The following is a 19,617-nucleotide window of genomic DNA, read 5'->3' as shown; positions in this document are numbered from 1 at the left end:
TCGACCGGGGTCGGGGCGTCGCTCACTGTCCCGGCACCTTCCATCCGAACCGCGCCTTGAGCGCGGCGCCGTGCGCGGGCAGGTCCTCGGCCTCGGCGAGGGTGACCACGTGGTGGGTGACCTCGGCGAGCGCGTCCCGGCTGTAGTCGACGATGTGGATGCCCTTGAGGAAGGACTGCACCGACAGGCCCGAGGAGTGGCAGGCGCAGCCGCCGGTGGGCAGCACGTGGTTGGAGCCGGCGCAGTAGTCGCCGAGCGAGACCGGCGCCCACGGGCCGACGAAGATCGCGCCCGCGTTGCGGACCCGGCCCGCGACGGCGGAGGCGTCGGCGGTCTGGATCTCCAGGTGCTCGGCGCCGTACGCGTCGACCACCTTCAGGCCCTGCTCCAGGCCGTCGACCAGCACGATCGCGGACTGCTTGCCGGCCAGCGCGGGCCTGATCCGGTCCTCGACGTGCTTGGTGGCCGCGACCTGCGGCGCCAGCTCGCGCTCGACGGCGTCGGCGAGGGCCGCGGAGTCGGTGACCAGGACGGCGGCGGCCATCGGGTCGTGCTCGGCCTGGCTGATCAGGTCGGCGGCGACGTGCACCGGGTCCGCGGTCTCGTCGGCGAGCACCGCGATCTCGGTCGGACCGGCCTCGGTGTCGATGCCGATGCGGCCGGTGAAGTAGCGCTTGGCGGCGGCGACCCAGATGTTGCCGGGGCCGGTCACCATGTTCACGGGTGCACATTCCTCGGTGCCGTACGCGAACATCGCGACGGCCTGGGCGCCGCCCGCCGCGTACACCTCGTCGACGCCGAGCAGCGCGCAGGCGGCCAGGATCGTGGGGTGCGGCAGCCCGCCGAACTCCGTCTGCGGCGGGGAGGCGAGCGCGATCGACTCGACGCCCGCCTCCTGGGCCGGCACCACGTTCATGACCACGGACGAGGGGTAGACCGAGCGCCCGCCCGGCGCGTAAAGGCCCACGCGCTCGACCGGAACCCACTTCTCGGTGACGGTGCCGCCGGGCACCACCTGGGTGGTGTGCTCGCTGCGGCGCTGGGCGCGGTGGACGGTCCTGGCGCGCCGGATGGACTCCTCCAGGGCGGCTCTGACCTGCGGGTCGAGCTTCTCCAGGGCCTCGGTGAGGGCCTCGGCGGGGACCCGGATCCGCTCCAGGGTCACGCCGTCGAACTTCTCCGCGTACTCGATCAGCGCCGCCGTGCCGCGATGATGCACGTCCTCGCAGATGGGCCGCACCTTCTCCAGGGCGGCTTCCACGTCGAACTCGGCACGGGGCAGCAGGTCGCGCAGGGCGCCCCCCTCGGGGAGGGCGTTGCCGCGCAGATCGATTCGAGAGATCACGGAACCAATTCTCTCAGACCACATCGGGCCACCGGTCGCCCGTATCACTGGCTGATACATGTCCCGCCCGCCCCGCGCGTCGGACGTGACCACTAGCGTTCGGTCCGTTACACCCGCAGGCGACCGCGCGGGACGGGCAGGAACGAGGGGGACGGCAGTGACCGAGGCGCCGGAGGTCGGTGAGGCGCCGGACTGGCTCAGTCCGGCGGAGCTGGGAATGTGGCAGGCGTTCCGCAACGGCAGCACCTACGATCTGCGCACTCGCAACCGGGTGCGCGACGATCCCTTCTCCGGCCGGGCCTGGGGGCCCGAGCGCAGTGTGCGGGCCCGGGTGGTGGCGCTGCTGCTCCTGAGCGGACCGCCCGCGCTGGCCGGACGGGTCTCGGCGCTGAAGCTGAACGGCGTGCAGATCACCGGCACGCTCAATCTGTCCGGCGGCACGGTCACCCCGTACGTGGAGCTGAACAACTGCCGGTTCGAGGGCGAGGTGCTGCTGCCGGAGTGCCGGGTGACGACCGTGCGGATGGTGAACTGCGCGATCCCCCGGATCGAGGCGGCCCGGCTGCAGACCGAGGGCGATCTGCATCTGCCGCGCTGCCGCATCGCCCGCGGCATCCGGCTCACCGACGCCCACATCGGCACCGATCTGCTGCTCAACCAGGCCGTGATCCGCGCCGACCGCAAGGGCCGCTCGATCGCGGCGGACGGCCTCTCGGTCGCCCAGGACCTCCAGGCCGAGCTGATCGAGTCGTACGGCGAGGTCAGCCTGCGGGCGGCCAAGGTCGGGGTGACGCTGAGCCTGCGCGGCAGCAGGCTGGTCAACCCGGAGGGCCGCCGGGCCCTGAACGCGCCCCAGCTGACGGTCGAGCGGACGCTGTACATGACGGCGGCGGCCGTGTCGCCCGACGCCACCGAGACCACGACCCCGCCGTACGGGACGAACTACACCAGCACCCCGGTGCGCGGCACCCGGGTGCAGTCCTTCGTCTGCGAGGGCGGGCTGCGCCTGGACGACGGCCGGTTCGGGGACGCGGTCGACTTCCAGAGCGCGCGGTTCGTGATGCGCGACTACCAGGAGCTGTCGCTGCGCCGGGTGCAGACGCCGGAGCTGCGCTTCCTCGGGGAGCGGCCGGAGCACGGGCGGGTGGTGCTCTCGGGCGCCAAGGTCGTCAACCTGGTCGACATGTCGACCAGCTGGCCGGGCCCCGGCGGGCTCGCCATGGGCGGCTTCAGCTACGAGAACCTCATCCCGCGCGGACTGTTCCCGCTGGCCAGACGGCTGGAGTGGGTGGCGGCGGCGACTCCGGAGTACGCCCCGGAGCCGTACGAGCGGCTCGCCACCGTGCTGCGCAACAGCGGCGAGGACGCGGACGCCCGCGAGGTGCTGCTGGCCAAGCAGCGCAGACGCCGCGAGACCCTGCCGCCCGCGGGCAAGCTGTGGGGCGTGCTCCAGGACGTGACGGTGGCCTACGGCTACCGGCCGGGCCGGGCCGCGCTGTGGATGGCGGTGCTGTGGGCGGCGGGCGCGCTGGCGTTCTCGCACTACGACCCGCAGCCGATCAAGGCGGACGAGCACCCGGACTGGAACGCCTCGCTGTACGCCCTGGACCTGCTGGTGCCGGTGATCAACCTCGGCCAGGACGGCTACTGGAAGCTGCACGGCAGCTGGCAGTGGGTGGCGGCGGTGCTGATCGTGCTCGGCTGGATCCTGGCGACCACGGTGGCGGCGGGTGCCTCACGGCTGCTGCGCCGTGGCTGAAATTTGCCGGTCCTTGACCCGTGCCCGTACAACCGTCACGGCCGCCACAGACTCTTCACCGCAGACCACTGGCGCCCCTCCGACCTGCGGATTTCAATGGTTCACACCATGTCATTCGTACAGGCTCTGATCCGTGCCGTCCGCGCGGTCAGGCACACCCCGCAGCTCGCGGCCGACCTCCGGGCCGACGAGGAACTGCTCCTCGACGCGCCCGACGGACGGCTCGGCCCCGCGCTGGTGGCCGCCGCGCGCGGCGAGTACGCGGCGGTGGCCGCGCTGCTCGCGGCCACCCGGGAGTCCGCCGAGTGGGAGAACCGCGACCGCTACACGATGCGGCTCGCCGCGTTCGCGGTCAGCCGCCCGGACTGGCTCGCCGACTGGCTGGCCGCCGCGCCCCGCGACCCGGACGCGCTGCTGGTCAAGGCGGAGCTCGCGATCGTACGGGCGTGGGGCTCCCCGGCCCGGGCCGAACTGCTGCGGGAGACCGCGCCGCTGATCGACGCGGCGGCCTCGGCCGAGCCCGCGGACCCGGTGCCCTGGCGCATCGCGCTGGACCACGCGCGCGGCACCCATGCGCCGCACACCCTCTTCGAGTCGCTGTGGGCGGAGGCGGTCGGCCGCTCCTCGCACCACTACGGCTGCCACGTCGCGGCCCTGCAGTACCTGTCCGCGCAGTGGTACGGCTCGCACCGCGAGTGCTTCGGGTTCGCCGAGGAGGCCGCCGCCGACGCGCTGCCCGGCTCGCTCGTGCGGGCGCTGCCGGTGCGGGCCGCGTTCGCGTGCCTGGCGGGCGGGGGCGCCCCGCCGCCCGCGGGCCGGCAGAGCGCCCGGGAGCTGTTCCGGGACCGGATCGACGCGGCGGCGGACCTCGCCATCGCGGTCTCCGCCGCCTACGAGCCGGGCGACCCGTGGCCCGCCGAGGTGCGCAATCTGCTCGCGTACGTCCTGGTGGAACGGGAGCGGTGGCCCGAGGCGCTGGAGCAGTTCGGCCGGATCGGACCGTACGTCACCGCGTTCCCCTGGGCGCGGCTGGCCGACGACCCGCTGGGCCGGTTCACCGAGCTGCGCGACGGGGCCCGCAGGCAGGTCGCGGCGGGCCCGCCGCCGGGGCGCGAGCGGGGTCCGGCGGGCGTCCCGGCCGGGCCCTGGGCGGCCCTGGCCCGGCCACCGGCGAAGGCGCCCGGGCGGGCCGCCGGGAAGCCGGGCGCGGACGCCCTCGGGAAGCCCGGCCGCGGCAGGTCCGGCGACCATTACGCTTGAGCGTTGTGACCACCGCTCGCCTCCCCCTCTTTCCGCTCAACTCGGTGCTGTTCCCCGGCCTCGTCCTGCCGCTGAACGTCTTCGAGGAGCGCTATCGCGCCATGATGCGCGACCTGCTGAAGTCCGGCCCGGACTCCGGCTCGGGCTCCGACGACGACGAACCCCGCCGGTTCGCCGTGGTCGCGATCCGCGACGGCCGGGAGGTGGCGCCGACCGGGCCCGGGATGCCGGACCCGACCACCCTGCCCGAGAAGGGCCCGGCCGCCGGGTTCGGGCCCGACCCCCTCCAGGCGTTCCACCAGGTGGGCTGCATCGCGGACGCGGCGACCATCCGGGAGCGCCCGGACGGCAGCTTCGAGGTCCTGGCCACCGGCACGACCCGGGTCAGGCTGCTCTCGGTGGACGCGAGCGGCCCGTATCTGACGGCCGAGCTGGAGGAGCTGCCGGAGGAACCGGGCGACGAGGCCGGGGCGCTGGCGGAGGGCGTCCTGCGGGCGTTCCGCGCCTACCAGAAGCGGCTGGCCGGGGCCCGGGAGCGGTCGGTGACCGGCTCCGCCGAGCTGCCCGACGAGCCGTCGGTGGTCTCCTACCTGGTGGCGGCGGCGGCCGTGCTCGACGTACCGGCCAAGCAGCGGCTGCTGCAGGCGCCCGACACCGCGACCCGGCTGCGCGAGGAGCTGAAGCTGCTGCGGGCCGAGACGGCGGTGATCCGCCACCTCCCGTCGCTCCCGGCGGTGGACCTGACGCGCGGCCCCACCAGCCCCAACTGAGGCGAGGATTCGGCACATGGCGAAGAAGAAAGCTTCCGCTGGGACCCCGGCGACGGTGGCGCTGACGGCGGCGGGCACCCCGTTCACGGTGCACGCGTACGAGCACGATCCCGCCGCGGCGTCGTACGGCGAGGAGGCCGCGGCGGCCCTCGGCGTCTCCCCCGACCGGGTCTTCAAGACCCTGGTGGCGGACGTGGACGGCGAACTGACCGTCGCCGTCGTGCCGGTGGCGGGCTCCCTCGACCTCAAGGCCCTGGCCGCGGCGGTGGGCGGCAAGCGGGCCGCGATGGCGGATCCGGCGGCGGCGGAGCGGGCCACCGGGTACGTGCTGGGCGGCATCTCCCCGCTCGGCCAGCGGCGCCGGCTGCGGACGGTCCTGGACGCGTCGGCGTCCGCGCACGAGACGGTCTGCGTCTCGGCGGGCCGCCGCGGCCTGGAGGTCGAACTCTCCCCCGCGGACCTGGCGGCCCTGACGGGCGCGGTGCTCTCCCCCGTGGCGCGGGCTGTCCGGTAATCCCCCTGGACAGCGGGCGGCGCCGGGAGCAGGTTGCCCCCATGTCGAAACGAACCCGCAAGCGGAAGTGGCGGATCAAAAAGGGCCGGGCCAACCACGGCCGCAGGCCCGCGTAGCGGAAACCCGGCAGCGCGCGCCTGCGGGCCGGCGGGGACCGTCCGCGCAGTTCCCCGCGCCCCCGGCCGGGCCCTGCACCCCGGCATCCCGGCCCCAGGCCCGCGCGGCCGACATCCCGACGACATCCACCCGCGGCCCGGTGGGGGCCGTTCGCGCAGTTCCCCGCGCCCCTTGTGATCCGGCAACCCAGCCGCGGGCCCGCCCAGCGGAAACCCCGGCAAACATGCACCCGCGGCCCGGTGGGGGCTGAGCGCGCAGTTCCCCGCGCCCCTATCGGGGCCCTCGTGACCCGGCATCCCAGGAGCACGGGGAACGGGCCTTGGGCCACCAGGGCTCCAAGAGCGCGGGGAACCCGGACCCGGGGGCCCCGCCAGGGGCTCCAGAAGCGCGAGGAACCAGACCCCGAGGCCCCGCCAGGGACTTCAGGAGCGCGAGGAACCAGACCCGGAGCCCCGCCAGGGGCTTCAGGGGCGCGGGGAACTGCGCGCTCAGCCCCCACCGGCCCGCAGCGGAGAAAAACGCCCCAAGGCGGGGTGCAGGGGCCGCAGGCCCCGCGAAGGGGGGGGCCGGGGGCAGCCCCCGGGAAGAGAAGCCGCCTCCGCCCCCACCCACCCCCGGAGGGTTGAGGGAACGGGCGGGGTGGGGGCTACAGCTCGGGCGCCGCCCACTCCTCCACCGGCTCAGGATCCCGCGGAGCGAACATCGCGGTGAGCGCCAGATGCGTCCCCATCGCAGCGATGGGCCACGCCAGCAACGCCCCCTTGGCATTGAGCTTCAAGGGCGCGTCGAACGTGACCCCCTTGCCCGCCGCCCGCGCCGCCGCCACCACGTCCTGCGTCGGCCCCAGCCACATCCCGAGCCGCCAGGCCAGCCAGGAGCCCACGAGACCGCCCAGGGCGAGCCCCACGACCAGCGGGATGCCGCCGCGCCTGCGCAGCAGGAAGACGACGGCCGCGCACACCACACCGAACCCCAGCGCGAGCAGGATGAACGTTCCGTCCGCCCCGATCGCCTCCTCGCCCTCGGTGTCCTTCAGGAACACCGCCTTGTCGTCGGCGACGAGCGGCACCCGGGGCGCCAGCCACAGCCACAGCAGCCCGAGCAGGATGCCCGTCGCCGCGACCGCGACGGCCGCGATCACCGCTCCCCGCAGCTCGGCGCGGAGCGCGGCGGCGTCGGCGGCGCCGGTCGTACCGGCGGCGGAGTACTTGGGGTCGTGCCAGGCGTCGTCGTTGGGCGGCTGCTGGTGAGGCGGCGTCAGGGGTGCGGTCACCCTGCCATCGTGCCAGGCGCTCCTGTGCGACGCCTCACCGGGAGACGGCCGCCCGGCGGTAAGCCCAGGTGGCGACCGCCAGCGAGAGCACCCCCACGGCCGCGCAGACTCCCAGGTCGAGGCCGACGACGGCCCAGTCGGGATGCCCGCCGAAGGTCTTCCCGAACGCCTCCACCCCGTACGTGGAGGGCAGCAGATCGCGTGCGTACGCGATGGGGCCGGGCAGCCGGTCGGCCGGCAGGACGCCGAGCAGCAGCGCCGCCGACATGCCCAACTGCCCCAGCAGCGTGGCCAGTTCCTGGCGCGGGGCGAGCAGTCCGAGGGCCGCGCCGAGTCCGGCGAGGGCGGCGCCCGCCAGCGGGATGACGGCCGCGAGGATCCACAGGTGCCCCAGCGGCAGCCCGAACAGCAGACAGCCGGTGACGGCCGTCACCAGCGTGCCGGGCACGGTGAACGAGGCGTACGCGGCGGCGGCGCCCAGCACCACGGAGGCGGGCGGCACCGGCAGCGTCGCGTAGTGGTCGAGCCCGCCGCCCGCCCTCAGCTGCCCGAAGTACTGGGCCAGCAGGTTCAGCGCGACGAAGGCGACCACCAGCACGCTGGACCCGGCGACCACGGCCTGCGCCTCGCTGCCGCCGTCCACGACGCCCCGCATCAGGACCATGATCCCGATCGACTGGAAGGTCGCCACGAACAGTAGCGGGATCCGGGCCACCCGGGCCCGCGACAGCTGGGCCCGGTAGACCGCCGCCAGGGCGGGCAGCAGCCGCGCCCGGGGCGCCAGTGGCGCGGGCTCACCGGGCCGGGGCGCGGGGCCGGGGTCCACCGCGCCCGCGACCGTTTCCGGACAAGCCTTCACGGAGACCTCCAGGGGTACCGCGCTCACGCCTTCACCAGACCTTCCGTGCGGCCGCCGAGGGCGAGGTAGACGTCTTCCAGGCTCGGCGTGGCCAGGGTGAAGTCGTCGAGGGCGGCGAAGGCCGGGCCGCCGGTGACGGCGGCGACGGCGGCCCGCGCCGCGTCGGGGCCGAGCCTCAGCACCCAGCGGCGCCCGGACTCCTGCGCCGACTCCCGCAGCGCCGCCACCTCGGGCAGGTGGACCGGCGCGCTCTCGCGCCACACCAGCTCGACCCGCACCTCGTCGGCGACCCGCGCCTTGAGCCCGGCCGGGGTGTCGCAGGCGATGACGCGGCCCCGGTCGAGGACGGCGACCCGGTCGAGGACGGTCTCGGCCTCGATGACGTTGTGGGTGACCAGCAGGACGGTCGCGCCGCGCTCGGCCCGGCGCCGGTCGACGGCGGCCCAGACGGCCCGCCGGGCCACCGGGTCCATGCCGGTCGTGGGCTCGTCCAGGACCAGTACGGGCCGGTCGCCGACGAGGGTGGCGGCGAAGCAGGCGAGGCGGCGCTGTCCGCCGGAGAGCTTCTTGAGCGGGCGTCCGGCCAGCGGCGTCAGGCCGAGCTCCGCCAGTACGGCGTCGCGCTCGGCGCGGGCGTCCTTGGCGGAGAGCCCGCGCAGCCGCCCGGTGGTCTCGGCGGCCAGCGCGACGGTCAGCTCGTCGAGGGCGGTGGACTCCTGCCCGAGGTAGCCGATGAGCCGGGCGGCCCGCTCGGGGTGGCGCACCAGGTCGTGGCCGAGGACGTCGACGGTGCCGGAGTCCGGCCGCATCAGTCCGGTGAGCTGGCGCACCAGGGTGGACTTGCCGGCCCCGTTGGGGCCGAGCAGGCCGAAGATCTCGCCGCGCCGCACTTCGAGGTCGACGTCGTCGGTGGCCCTGATCTCGGGCGTACCGGCGGCGCCGCGCCGTCCGCGGGCGGCGGGGTACGTCTTGGTGAGGCCCCGCACCGCGCAAACGGTGCCGGCCCGCGCCGCTGCTGTGCCGGTACTCACGGACAAGGAGCCTACGGGGTCGGCCGGGCCGCTCCGCGCCCGGACCCCCGTTTGTTCCGTGCGCCGAAAGATCCGCGCGGGTCAGAGGGGTACGGTCCCGGCCGGGAGCGCAAGAGTCCGCTTTCGGCCGGGGCGGGCGCCCACCCCGGGCCGGCACGACCGGGCCGTCGCACGACCGGGCCGCTGCCCCGGGCGGGCCGCGCGACCGGGCCGTGGCAAAGCTGGGCCACTGCCCCGGGCAACACCGCACCGCAGGCCGTCGCACGGCGGGACCGCTGCCCCGGACGCAACGCCCAACGGGCCGGCCGCACAGCGGGCCGCACGGCCGGGCCGTCCCGGGCGCGCCGCACCCAGGCACCCGGCCCGCGCCCGGCCCGCGTCCAGACCGCCCCGGTCCGCTCACTCCGCCGCCGGCGCCCGCTCCGCCGCCGCCCGGACGTCGATCTCGCGCCAGAAGCCCGCCCGGATCGCGTACCGGTCGTGCTCGTCGATCTGGTCGTCCTTGTGGGCGAGCAGTCCGAAGCGGGCCGCGTACCGCAGCAGCTCGCCGTCGATGCGGTGCGGGATGCGCGGGTACATGGTGGACAGCTTCTGCACGTGCGTCGGCTCCGGCAGCCGCTCCATCCAGCGGCGCGCGAACACCTGCCCCACCTCGTACGGATCGCCGCCGACCGTGGTGATGTCCTCCTCGCGGTCCGCCCAGCGCTGCTCGGCGCTGGTCAGCTGGGCGAGCGTGGGCAGCGAGGCGGTCTCGGGGGACTCGCCGAGCGCCGAGCCGGGCCGCTCGACCCACCCTTTGTCGGAGGACCAGCGCAGGGTCGCGTGCGGGGCGTGCGGGGAGGTGGCGGCGGGCGCCGTCCCGGGCCCGCGCAGACCCGCGAGGTCCTTGGGGGTCGGCACGCCCTTGACGCCGGGGCCCGGCGCGGGGGCGACCGAGGTGCCGTTGCCGACGGCCGCGGCGGGCTGCGCCGTACCGTTCCGTACGCCCGCGGGCCGGGCCTCCGCGGCGGCCCGCTCGGCGGAGGCGGCGGCGAGGGCCGACTCGGGCAGCGGGGCGGAGAGGATCGCGGCGATCTCGGGGCGGGGGGCGGCGGCCGGGGTGTAGAGGGTGCTCAGGTCCTTGACCCGGACGGCCTGGGTGATCCAGGCGCGGTCGAGCACCCGGCGCTCGTCCGCCTCGGCGACCAGGTCCTCGGACTGGTTGTAGTCGCCGTCGGCGGCCTGCACGGCCCACAGGTGGACGGCGACCCCGTGCTCCTTGGCGGACATCAGACCGGGCAGCAGATCGCCGTCCCCGGTCACCAGGACCACGTCCGAGCAGGCGCGGTTTCTGGCCAACTCGGTGAGCTCGGCGTGCATCGCCGCGTCGACGCCCTTCTGGGCCCAGCGGCCGTCGCTCCGGGTCAGTGCGCCGAGCCGGACCGTGACCCGGGACATCACCCGCAGCCTGCGGTGTTCGGGCTGGGGCACCCGGTCGGGGGCGCCGTCGAACCAGTAGATCCGCAGCAGCGGCTGCTCGGTGTCGGCCTCCGCCCGCTCGCGCAGCGCCTGGATCAGGGCGGCGTGGTCGACGGTGATCCGTGAACGGGCAGGCTCTCCGGCCAGAAGGCTCGCGGCCGCGCCCAGCAAGTAACCCGCATCCACAAGGACGACGCAGCGGTCCACGCGTTCCACCCTCTTTCAGAACCTTGAAAGTCAAAAGATCAGCGGCAAAAGAGATCAGGGAGACAAGAGTGCAGGAGAACGAGAGATCAGGGTACGAACTTCGGGTTTCCTTCGAGTCTGCCCGACCCCGCGAGGGTTAACGGCCGGAACTCGATCATCGGCGTGGCGAAGGGACTCTTCGTTCTCTTCATACGGGCGGCTACGCAAGGTAATGATCCGAAATGCGTGTTTTGCCGGAGCGTGTGAGGCTGACAGCGGCCCCGTCCCCCAGTTCCCCCAGGAGGCACCACCATGGCCAAGAACAAGAATCGCAAGTCGGGCAGCCAGCAGGACCGTTCCAGCGCGGCCGAGCGCGGTCAGGAGCAGTCCAAGGCTTCCGCCTTCGAGTCGCAGGCCATGCCGCAGTCGCAGGCTCAGGGGAGCCCGGCTGATGTTGCCCGTAAGCACCAGCGCCGCTTCGGCCACAACTGATAATTCCCCACACACCAGGCACACAAATACGGAAGGGGCGCGCCCTTGTCGGACGCGCCCCTTCCGTATGAAATAAATCCGCGGCTCGTACTCGGCCGCCGACTTGTGCTCAGCCGGCCAGACAGGACGGACCGAGGAGCACCTTCAGATCGCCGAAGAGCGCCGGGTCCGGCTGGACCCGGTGCCGGTCGAGCCGCAGCACCGTGGTGGAACGCGGCCCCTGGAGTTTGATGCGCACCTCGGTGTTGCCCTTGTGGTGGCCGAGAATCTCGCCCAGCCGGCTCACCATCGGGGGGGTCACCTTGACGGTCGGGATGGTGAGCACCACCGGGGCGTTGGTCCCCGCCGACGACAGGTCCGGGACCATCAGCTCCATCGCGACCAGCCGCGGGATGTCCTCGCGCTTGTCGAGCCGGCCCTTGACGAAGACCACCGCGTCCTCGACGAGCTGGGTGGAGACCAGCTGGTAGGTCGCCGGGAAGAACATGCACTCGATGGAGCCCGCCAGGTCCTCGACGGTGGCGATCGCCCAGGCGTTGCCCTGCTTGGTCATCTTGCGCTGGAGGCCCGAGATGATGCCGCCGATGGTCACCACCGCGCCGTCCGCGTGCTCACCTCCGGTGAGCTGCTGGATCGAGGCGTCGCTCTTGTCGGAGAGCACGTGCTCCAGACCGAAGAGCGGGTGGTCCGAGACGTAGAGCCCGAGCATCTCGCGCTCCTGGGCCAGCAGGTACGCCTTCTCCCACTCGACGTCGGAGAACTCCACGTCCAGCCCGAAGCCCGGCTCGCTGGTGTCGTCGTCGCCCATCCCGCCGAAGAGGTCGAACTGGCCCTCGGCCTCCTTGCGCTTGACCTGCACCACGTTGTCGATCATCGGCTCGAACTGGGCGGTGAGGCCCTTGCGGGTGTGCTTCATCTCGTCGAAGGCGCCCGCCTTGATGAGCGATTCCACGGTCCGCTTGTTGCAGACGACCGCCTCGACCTTGTCGAGGAAGTCGGGGAACGAGGTGTACTTCCCCTTCGCCTTGCGGCACTTGATGATCGAGTCCACCACGTTCTGGCCGACGTTGCGCACGGCGGTGAGGCCGAACAGGATCACGTCGTCGCCCTGCGCCGAGAAGTTGGACTCGGACTCGTTGACGTTGGGCGGGAGCACCTTGATGCCCATGCGGCGGCACTCGTTCAGGTAGACCGCCGACTTGTCCTTGTCGTCCTTGACCGAGGTCAGCAGGGCCGCCATGTACTCGGCGGGGTGGTTGGCCTTGAGGTAGGCGGTCCAGTACGACACCAGGCCGTACGCGGCGGAGTGCGCCTTGTTGAAGGCGTATCCGGCGAACGGGACCAGCACGTCCCAGAGCGCCTTGATGGCCTCGTCGCTGAAGCCCTTCTTCTTGGCGCCGGCCTCGAAGATGACGAAGTTCTTGGCCAGCTCCTCGGGCTTCTTCTTGCCCATCACGCGGCGCAGGATGTCGGCCTCGCCCAGCGAGTACCCGGCGATGATCTGGGCGGCCTTCTGGACCTGCTCCTGGTAGACGATCAGGCCGTAGGTGACCGCGAGCACCTCTTCGAGCGGCTCTTCCAGCTCGGGGTGGATCGGGGTGATCTCCTGCTGCTTGTTCTTGCGCAGCGCGTAGTTCGTGTGCGAGTTCATGCCCATCGGGCCCGGGCGGTAGAGCGCGGACACGGCGGAGATGTCTTCGAAGTTGTCGGGCTTCATCAGCCGCAGCAGGGACCGCATGGGCCCGCCGTCGAACTGGAAGACGCCGAGGGTGTCACCGCGCTGGAGCAGGTCGAAGGTCGTGGGGTCGTCCAGCGGCAGCGCCAGGAGATCGATGTCGATCCCCTTGTTGGACTTCACCATCTTGACGGCGTCGTCCATGATCGTCAGGTTGCGCAGGCCCAGGAAGTCCATCTTCAGCAGGCCGAGCGACTCACAGCTCGGGTAGTCCCACTGGGTGATGGTCACGCCGTCGGTGTGCCTCACCCACACGGGGACGTGCTCGGTGATGGTCTCGCTGGACATGATCACGCCGGCCGCGTGCACGCCCATCTGCCGGACCAGGCCCTCGACGCCCTTGGCGGTGTCGATGACCTTCTTGACGTCCGGCTCGTTCTCGTACATCGCCCGGATCTCGCCCGCCTCGCTGTAGCGCGGGTGCTTGGGGTCGGTGATGCCGTTGAGGTCGATGCCCTTGCCGAGGACGTCGGCGGGCATCGCCTTGGTGAGGCGGTCGCCCATCGCGTACGGGTAGCCGAGGACGCGGGCGGAGTCCTTGATCGCGTTCTTGGCCTTGATCTTGCCGTAGGTGCCGATCATGGCGACCTTGTCGGCGCCGTACTTCTCCGTCACGTACCTGATCACCTCGACGCGCCGGCGCTCGTCGAAGTCGATGTCGACATCGGGCATCGAGATGCGCTCGGGGTTGAGGAACCGCTCGAAGATCAGACCGTGCGGGATCGGGTCGAGGTCGGTGATGCCCATCGCGTACGCCACGATCGAGCCGGCCGCGGAGCCTCGGCCGGGGCCGACCGCGATGCCCTGGTTCTTGGCCCACATGATGAAGTCGGCGACCACGAGGAAGTAGCCCGGGAAGCCCATCGAGATGATGGTGTCCATCTCGTACTCGACCTGCTTCATGCGGTCGTCCGGGATCCCGCCGGGGAAGCGGCGGTGCATCCCCTTCATGGTCTCCTCGCGGAACCAGGTGACCTCGGTGTAGCCCTCGGGGATGTCGAACTTCGGCATCAGGTTCTTGGCCTCGAACATGCCGCTGACGTCGATCTGCTCGGCGACCAGGGCCGTGTTGGCGCAGCCCTGCTGCCAGGCGTCCGAGGCGTCGATCGCGTACATCTCGTCGGTCGACTTCAGGTAGTAGCCGGTGCCGTCGAACTTGAAGCGGTCGGGGTCCGAGAGGTTCTTGCCGGTCTGGATGCACAGCAGCGCGTCGTGGGCGGTCGCCTCGTGCGCGTACGTGTAGTGCGAGTCGTTGGTGACCAGCGGCGGGATGCCCAGCTCCTTGCCGATCTTCAACAGGTCGTCGCGGACCCGGCGCTCGATGTCGATGCCGTGGTCCATCAGCTCCAGGAAGTACCGGTCCTTGCCGAAGATGTCCTGGTAGTCGGAGGCGGCCTGGCGGGCCTCCTCGTACTGCCCCAGGCGCAGCCGGGTCTGGAGCTCGCCGGAGGGGCAGCCGGTGGAGGCGATCAGGCCCTCCGACCACTGGGAGATGGTCTCCTTGTCCATCCGGGGCCACTTCGTCAGCCAGCCCTCCGCGTACGCGTCGGAGGAGAGGCGGAAGAGGTTGTGCAGGCCCGTGGCGTTGGCCGCCCAGATCGTCTTGTGGGTGTAACCGCCCGAACCGGACACGTCGTCGCGCTTCTGGTGCGGCTGGCCCCACTGGATCTTGCGCTTGTTGCGCCGGGACTCGGGCGCCACGTACGCCTCGATGCCGATGATCGGGGTGACCCCGGCCTTCTTCGCGGTGTGGAAGAAGTCATAGGCCCCGTGCAGGTTGCCGTGGTCGGACATCGCGATGTGCGTCATGCCCATCTCGTTGCACGCGTCGAACATGTCCTTGAGCCGCGCGGCACCGTCCAGCAGCGAGTACTGGGTGTGTACGTGAAGGTGCGTGAACGGCGGCTTCGACACGGCGTGGGCCTCCATGGCGGGGAGAGGGGGACAGCGTGGAAGTCTACGTGGCCCGACTGACAGCCGCCGGGCACTCGGGGGTACGGTCGCGCGTTGGAAGGGGCGGAACCACCCGTCCCATTTGTCACGCGGCACTGCCGTACGCACGCACCAGGAGGCACCCGGCGATGTCGGTCCCGCAGCACACCGCCGAAGAGCGCGGCGAGAAGATCCTGGCCGTCTTCGGCACCGCCTTCGGCGAGCTCCTGGCCGCCGACCCGGCCGCCTTCCGGGTCAAGTTCCGCAAGATGGCGGCGTCCGCGTTCGCCTTCTACCGGGGGACGGCGTGCCTGTTCTACGCCGACCTGGAGGCGGAGAGCGCGGGACGGGGCGACGGGAACATACACAGCGGGCCCTACCTGGACGAGCGGACCGGCCGGGTGTGGATCCACGGCGACCTGCACGCCGAGAACTTCGGCACGTACATGGACGCCAACGGCCGGCTGATCTTCAACGTGAACGACTTCGACGAGGCGTACGTGGGCCCCTTCACCTGGGACCTCAAGCGCTTCGCCGCCTCCCTGGCGCTGATCGGCCACGCCAAGGCGCTCAGCGACGACCGGATCACCGAGCTGGTGCGGATCTACGCCGCCGCCTACCGCGAGCGGATCCACGCGCTCGCCGCCGGCGCCAAGGGCGACGAGGTGCCCTCCTTCACCCTGGACACGGCCGAGGGGCCGCTGCTGGGCGCACTGCGCTCGGCACGCGCGCGTACGCGCTTCTCGCTGCTCGACTCGATGACCGAGATCCGCGAGTACGAGCGCCGCTTCACCGAGGGCGACGGCTCGATCGAGCTGGACGCGGCCACCCGCTACAAGGTGCTGGCCGCCTTCGACGGCTATCTGGAGACGCTGCCCGACTCCAGCCTGCTGCGCCCCGACTCCTACCGGGTCAAGGACGTCGTCGGGCGGCGCGGCATCGGGATCGGCTCGGCCGGCCTGCCCTCGTACAACATCCTCCTGGAGGGCCACAGCGACGCCCTGGAGAACGACGTCGTGATCTACATGAAGCAGGCGCAGACCCCGGCCGTCTCCCGCCACGTCACCGACCCGGCGGTGCGCGGCTACTTCCGGCACGAGGGCCACCGCACGGTGATCTCGCAGCGCGCCCTGCAGGCCGCCGCCGACCCGTGGCTGGGCTGGACCGAGCTGGACGGGGCGGGCCAGCTGGTCGCCGAGGTGTCGCCGTACGCGGTGGACCTGGACTGGTCGGACCTCGACGACTGGGAGCAGATCGCGGCGGTCGTCGCGGACCTGGGCCGCGCCACCGCGACCATGCACGCGGCGGCGGACGACGAGAGCGACCACTCGGAGCTGGTGCCGTTCTCCACCGAGCGGGCCATAGACGCGGCGATCGCGGCCGACGAGGCGGGCTTCGGCGAGCTCCTGGTGGAGTTCGCCCACGCGTACGGGGCGCGGGCCCGCGCCGACCACCAGATCTTCGTCGACCTGTTCCGTAACGGTCGGATTCCGGGTCTGTAGTCTCACCGGATTCTTAGGCGTCGCCTACGGCGGCCCGTGGGAGACTCACGCCGATGGACATATCGGGGACGCGGCTCAGAGCGGCACGCGCGGCGCTTTTCACGGCGCTCGTCGTGGCGCTCTCCAGCGCGTCCCACGTCCTGCTCTCCCGGGTCCCGCTGCCGGTGCCGCTGGTGGCGGGCGCGGCCGGGACGGTGTTCCTGATCGCGTACGCGCTGGCGGGCCGCGAGCGCGGCTTCTGGTCGATCGCCGGGCTCCTGGTCCCGCTGGAGCTGGCCGCCGACACGGTCTTCTCCACCGGCCAGCACGTCTGCTACGGGCCGTCCGGCGGCCCGGTCGCGGGCGCGCTGCGGGCGATGGGCGTGGACGTGCTGTGCGGCGGGAGCGTGGGCGCCGAGCTGCCCGGCGTCGCCGGGTCACCGGTGCGCGTGGCGGCCCTGCTGGACGGGCCCGGCCCGGCCGTGCCGTGGCTGCTGCTCGCCGCGCACCTGACGATCGGGCTGCTGGCCGCGGCCTGGCTGCGGCGCGGCGAGGCCGCGCTGGCCCGGCTGCTGCGCACGGTCGGGGTGCTGGCCTTCCGCCCGCTGCTGCTCGCGGTCGCCGCGGCCGGGGGCGCGCACCGCCCCGTACGCCCGCGCCCGCGTCCCGTGCGCCGGGGCCCCGGCCGGGCCCGCGCACGGCTGCTCGTGCACTGCGTGGGACGCCGGGGGCCGCCGCGCCCGGCCCTGCTCGCCGCCGCCTGAGCGGCACCCGCGCAGCACAGCCCGAGACTTCTTTCTGCCACACCTGCCACACGGAGAAAACGATCATGAGTTCACGCAACAGCCAGGCCAACAAGGCTGCCGCCCGCGAGCGGCTGCGACTGGAGCGCGAGCGCCAGGCCAAGAAGGACAAGGCACGCCGCCAGGTGGTCGTCGCCGCCTCGATCGTCGGCGTCCTGGCGATAGCCGGCGGTGTCGGCTTCGCGGTCATGAAGGCCAACAAGCCCACCGAGTGGGACGCGGCCAAGGACAAGACGCTGGTCAAGCCCGCCAACACCACGGGCGACGACGGCACCACGGTCGTCATCGGCAAGCCGACGGCCAAGAAGACGCTGGAGATGTACGAGGACCCGCGCTGCCCCGTCTGCTCGGTCTTCGAGCAGCAGGTCGGCTCCACGGTGAAGAAGGACGTCGACGCCGGCAAGTACAAGATCCAGTTCATCGGCGCCACCTTCATCGACAACGGCAGCCCCGGCACCGGCTCCAAGAACGCGCTGAGCGCCCTGGGCGCCGCGCTGAACGTGAGCCCCGAGGCGTTCATGGAGTACAAGGCGCAGCTCTACTCGGCCAAGTGGCACCCGGCCGAGACGACCGACAAGTTCAAGGACGACAGCTACCTGATCGAGGTCGCCGACACCGTCCCGGCGCTCAAGGGCAACGCCAAGTTCCAGAAGGACGTGCAGGGCGGCACGTTCGACAAGTGGGCGCTCACCATGTCGAAGAAGTTCGACGACAGCGGTGTGACCGCCACGCCCACGCTCAAGATGGACGGCAAGAAGATCACCGGTGCCAACAGCGACAACGCGCCGCAGGACCCGGCCTCCTTCACCGCCGCCATCGACAAGGCGCTCAAGGGCTGATCCGGCCCGCCAGGGCTGACCCCGTCTCAGATGACGGCGGGCGAACGGGCAGACAAACTTTTGACGGGAGTCTGCCCGTTCGCCCTACCCATCAGTAAGGTGTCCGGCTGTGACCAGTCGATTCACCTCAACCCCCACGCGCCGCACGGTCGTCAAGGCCGCCGCCGCCACCGCCGTCGCCGCCGCCCCCCTGGTGGCCGGCGCGACCGCCGCCGCCGCCGATTCCGCGCCGGCCCCCGCCTTCCTGCACGGCGTCGCCTCCGGCGACCCGCTGCCCGACGGCATCCTGCTGTGGACCCGGGTCACCCCCGTTCCCGAGGCGGTGCCCGGCTCCGGCAAGGGCCCGGACACCGAGATCGGCTGGGAGATCGCCGAGGACAAGGCGTTCACGCGGATAGTGGCCCGTGGCCGCACCACCGCCACCGCCGCCTCCGACCACACCGTGAAGGCCGATGTGCGCGGCCTGCGCCCGGCGACCGCGTACTGGTACCGGTTCTCCGCCGGGACCGTGCTCTCCCCCGTCGCCCGCACCCTCACCGCGCCCGCCACCGACGCCGCCCTCGCCAGCGCCCGCTTCGGCGTGGTCTCCTGCTCCAACTGGGAGTCCGGCTACTTCTCCGCCTACCGCCACCTCGCCGCCCGCTCCGACCTGCACGCGGTCCTGCACCTGGGCGACTACATCTACGAGTACGCCTCGGGCGCCTACCCCGAGGCCAAGTACGTCGTACGCCAGCACGAGCCGGTGCACGAGATCATCAGCCTGGCCGACTACCGCACCCGGCACGGCAAGTACAAGACGGACGCCGACCTCCAGTCGCTGCACCACGCGCACCCGATGATCGCGATCTGGGACGACCACGAGTTCGCCAACGACGCCTGGTCGGGCGGCGCCGAGAACCACACCCCGGCCACCGAGGGCGACTGGTCGGCGCGGATGGCCGCCGCGAAGCAGGCGTACTTCGAGTGGATGCCGGTGCGCCCCTCGATCGCGGGCACCACCTACCGCCGCATCCGCTACGGCAAGCTGGCCGATCTGCACCTGCTCGACCTGCGCTCCTTCCGCTCCCAGCAGGCGAGCGTGGGCAGCGGCAAGGTGGACGACCCGGACCGCACCATCACCGGCCGCGCCCAGCTGGACTGGCTCAAGGCCGGGCTCTCCGCCTCGGACGCCGCCTGGCAGCTGGTCGGCACCTCGGTGATGATCTCGCCGGTCGCCTTCGGCGCGCTGCCGGCCGAACTGACCGCGCCGCTGGCGGAGTTGCTGGGCCTGCCCAAGGAGGGCATCGCCATCAACGTCGACCAGTGGGACGGCTACACCGACGACCGCCGCGAGCTCCTCGGCCACCTGGTGGACAAGGGCATCAAGAACACCGTCTTCCTCACCGGTGACATCCACATGGCGTGGGCCAACGACGTACCGGTCAAGGCGGGCACCTACCCGCTGTCCAAGTCGGCGGCCACCGAGTTCGTGGTGACCTCGGTGACCTCCGACAACCTGGACGAGACCCTGCACGTCGCCCCGCACACGGTGTCGCTGGTGGCGGCGGCGGCCGTCAAGGCCGCCAACCGGCACGTGAAGTGGGTCGACATGGACTCGCACGGCTACGGCGTCCTGGACGTCGACGCCCAGCGCTCGCAGATGGACTACTACGTCCTCTCCGACAAGCGGAAGCAGGACGCCACGTCCTCGTGGACCCGCTCGTACCGCACGCTCAACGGCAGCCAGAAGGCCGAGCGGGTCTACTCGCCCGTCGGCTGACCCC

General features: G+C 72.3%; 15 protein-coding genes. 9 read left to right on the top strand and 6 right to left on the bottom strand.

The annotated features are described in order from the left end of the window. Positions 1–22: 22 nt before the first annotated feature. On the bottom strand, positions 23–1,345 hold the full coding sequence (gene hisD, locus AB5J87_RS25870) for a histidinol dehydrogenase (RefSeq protein WP_369379701.1): 1,323 nt from the start codon (positions 1,343–1,345) through the stop codon (positions 23–25). Positions 1,346–1,502: 157 nt separating this feature from the next. Between hisD and AB5J87_RS25865 the strand changes: the two genes are divergently transcribed. From AB5J87_RS25865 to ybaK, 4 genes are all read left to right on the top strand, one after another. Further along, a complete protein-coding gene (locus tag AB5J87_RS25865; protein WP_369379699.1) occupies positions 1,503–3,104 on the top strand; it encodes an oxidoreductase in 1,602 nt (533 codons plus the stop codon). Between the two features lie 96 nt (positions 3,105–3,200). Then, positions 3,201–4,364 carry a hypothetical protein gene (locus AB5J87_RS25860; RefSeq protein ID WP_369379698.1) on the top strand — a complete coding sequence of 388 codons (1,164 nt, stop codon included), beginning with the start codon at positions 3,201–3,203 and terminating at the stop codon, positions 4,362–4,364. Between the two features lie 5 nt (positions 4,365–4,369). Then, positions 4,370–5,134: an LON peptidase substrate-binding domain-containing protein gene (locus AB5J87_RS25855; protein ID WP_369379697.1), complete on the top strand. Its 765-nt coding sequence runs from the start codon at positions 4,370–4,372 to the stop codon at positions 5,132–5,134. A gap of 16 nt (positions 5,135–5,150) precedes the next feature. Further along, the gene (ybaK, locus tag AB5J87_RS25850) at positions 5,151–5,648 is read left to right on the top strand and encodes a Cys-tRNA(Pro) deacylase (RefSeq protein WP_369379695.1); all 498 of its coding nucleotides are present in this window, start codon (positions 5,151–5,153) and stop codon (positions 5,646–5,648) included. A 763-nt stretch (positions 5,649–6,411) separates the two neighbouring features. Here ybaK and AB5J87_RS25845 read toward each other — a convergent pair. From AB5J87_RS25845 to AB5J87_RS25830, 4 genes are all read right to left on the bottom strand, one after another. Then, positions 6,412–7,038, bottom strand: coding sequence for a DUF2567 domain-containing protein (locus AB5J87_RS25845; RefSeq protein WP_369379694.1), 627 nt, complete (start codon positions 7,036–7,038; stop codon positions 6,412–6,414). A gap of 34 nt (positions 7,039–7,072) precedes the next feature. After that, entirely contained in the window at positions 7,073–7,864 is a 792-nt protein-coding gene (locus AB5J87_RS25840) for an ABC transporter permease (protein ID WP_369383671.1), read from the bottom strand. A 56-nt stretch (positions 7,865–7,920) separates the two neighbouring features. Continuing rightward, on the bottom strand, positions 7,921–8,928 hold the full coding sequence (locus tag AB5J87_RS25835) for an ABC transporter ATP-binding protein (RefSeq protein ID WP_369379693.1): 1,008 nt from the start codon (positions 8,926–8,928) through the stop codon (positions 7,921–7,923). 399 nt (positions 8,929–9,327) lie between these two features. Continuing rightward, on the bottom strand, positions 9,328–10,602 hold the full coding sequence (locus AB5J87_RS25830; RefSeq protein WP_369379691.1) for an NYN domain-containing protein: 1,275 nt from the start codon (positions 10,600–10,602) through the stop codon (positions 9,328–9,330). Between the two features lie 282 nt (positions 10,603–10,884). On the opposite strand from AB5J87_RS25830, the gene AB5J87_RS25825 reads away from it, so the two are divergent. Continuing rightward, positions 10,885–11,064 (top strand): hypothetical protein, encoded by a 180-nt coding sequence (locus tag AB5J87_RS25825; RefSeq protein ID WP_369379690.1) that lies wholly within the window; start codon positions 10,885–10,887, stop codon positions 11,062–11,064. Between the two features lie 109 nt (positions 11,065–11,173). Here AB5J87_RS25825 and dnaE read toward each other — a convergent pair whose 3' ends face one another. Next, positions 11,174–14,713, bottom strand: a complete 3,540-nt coding sequence (gene dnaE, locus AB5J87_RS25820; RefSeq protein WP_369379688.1) for a DNA polymerase III subunit alpha — start codon at positions 14,711–14,713, stop codon at positions 11,174–11,176. Between the two features lie 167 nt (positions 14,714–14,880). On the opposite strand from dnaE, the gene AB5J87_RS25815 reads away from it, so the two are divergent. The 4 genes from AB5J87_RS25815 to AB5J87_RS25800 all read left to right on the top strand — a co-directional run bounded on the left by AB5J87_RS25815 (position 14,881) and on the right by AB5J87_RS25800 (position 19,613). Then, positions 14,881–16,233 carry a DUF2252 domain-containing protein gene (locus AB5J87_RS25815; RefSeq protein ID WP_369379686.1) on the top strand — a complete coding sequence of 451 codons (1,353 nt, stop codon included), beginning with the start codon at positions 14,881–14,883 and terminating at the stop codon, positions 16,231–16,233. 53 nt (positions 16,234–16,286) lie between these two features. Further along, positions 16,287–16,976, top strand: coding sequence for a hypothetical protein (locus tag AB5J87_RS25810; protein WP_369379684.1), 690 nt, complete (start codon positions 16,287–16,289; stop codon positions 16,974–16,976). A 65-nt stretch (positions 16,977–17,041) separates the two neighbouring features. Continuing rightward, on the top strand, positions 17,042–17,854 hold the full coding sequence (locus AB5J87_RS25805) for a thioredoxin domain-containing protein (protein ID WP_369379683.1): 813 nt from the start codon (positions 17,042–17,044) through the stop codon (positions 17,852–17,854). 109 nt (positions 17,855–17,963) lie between these two features. Continuing rightward, complete coding sequence (locus AB5J87_RS25800) at positions 17,964–19,613, top strand: alkaline phosphatase (protein WP_369379682.1); 1,650 nt, start codon at positions 17,964–17,966, stop codon at positions 19,611–19,613. The last annotated feature ends 4 nt before the right edge of the window (positions 19,614–19,617 follow it).

Source organism: Streptomyces sp. cg36 (assembly GCF_041080675.1).
Classification (GTDB): Bacteria; Actinomycetota; Actinomycetes; order Streptomycetales; family Streptomycetaceae; genus Streptomyces.
Note: the sequence above shows the minus strand (reverse complement) of the source record. Positions and strands in the feature narration are given on the sequence as shown.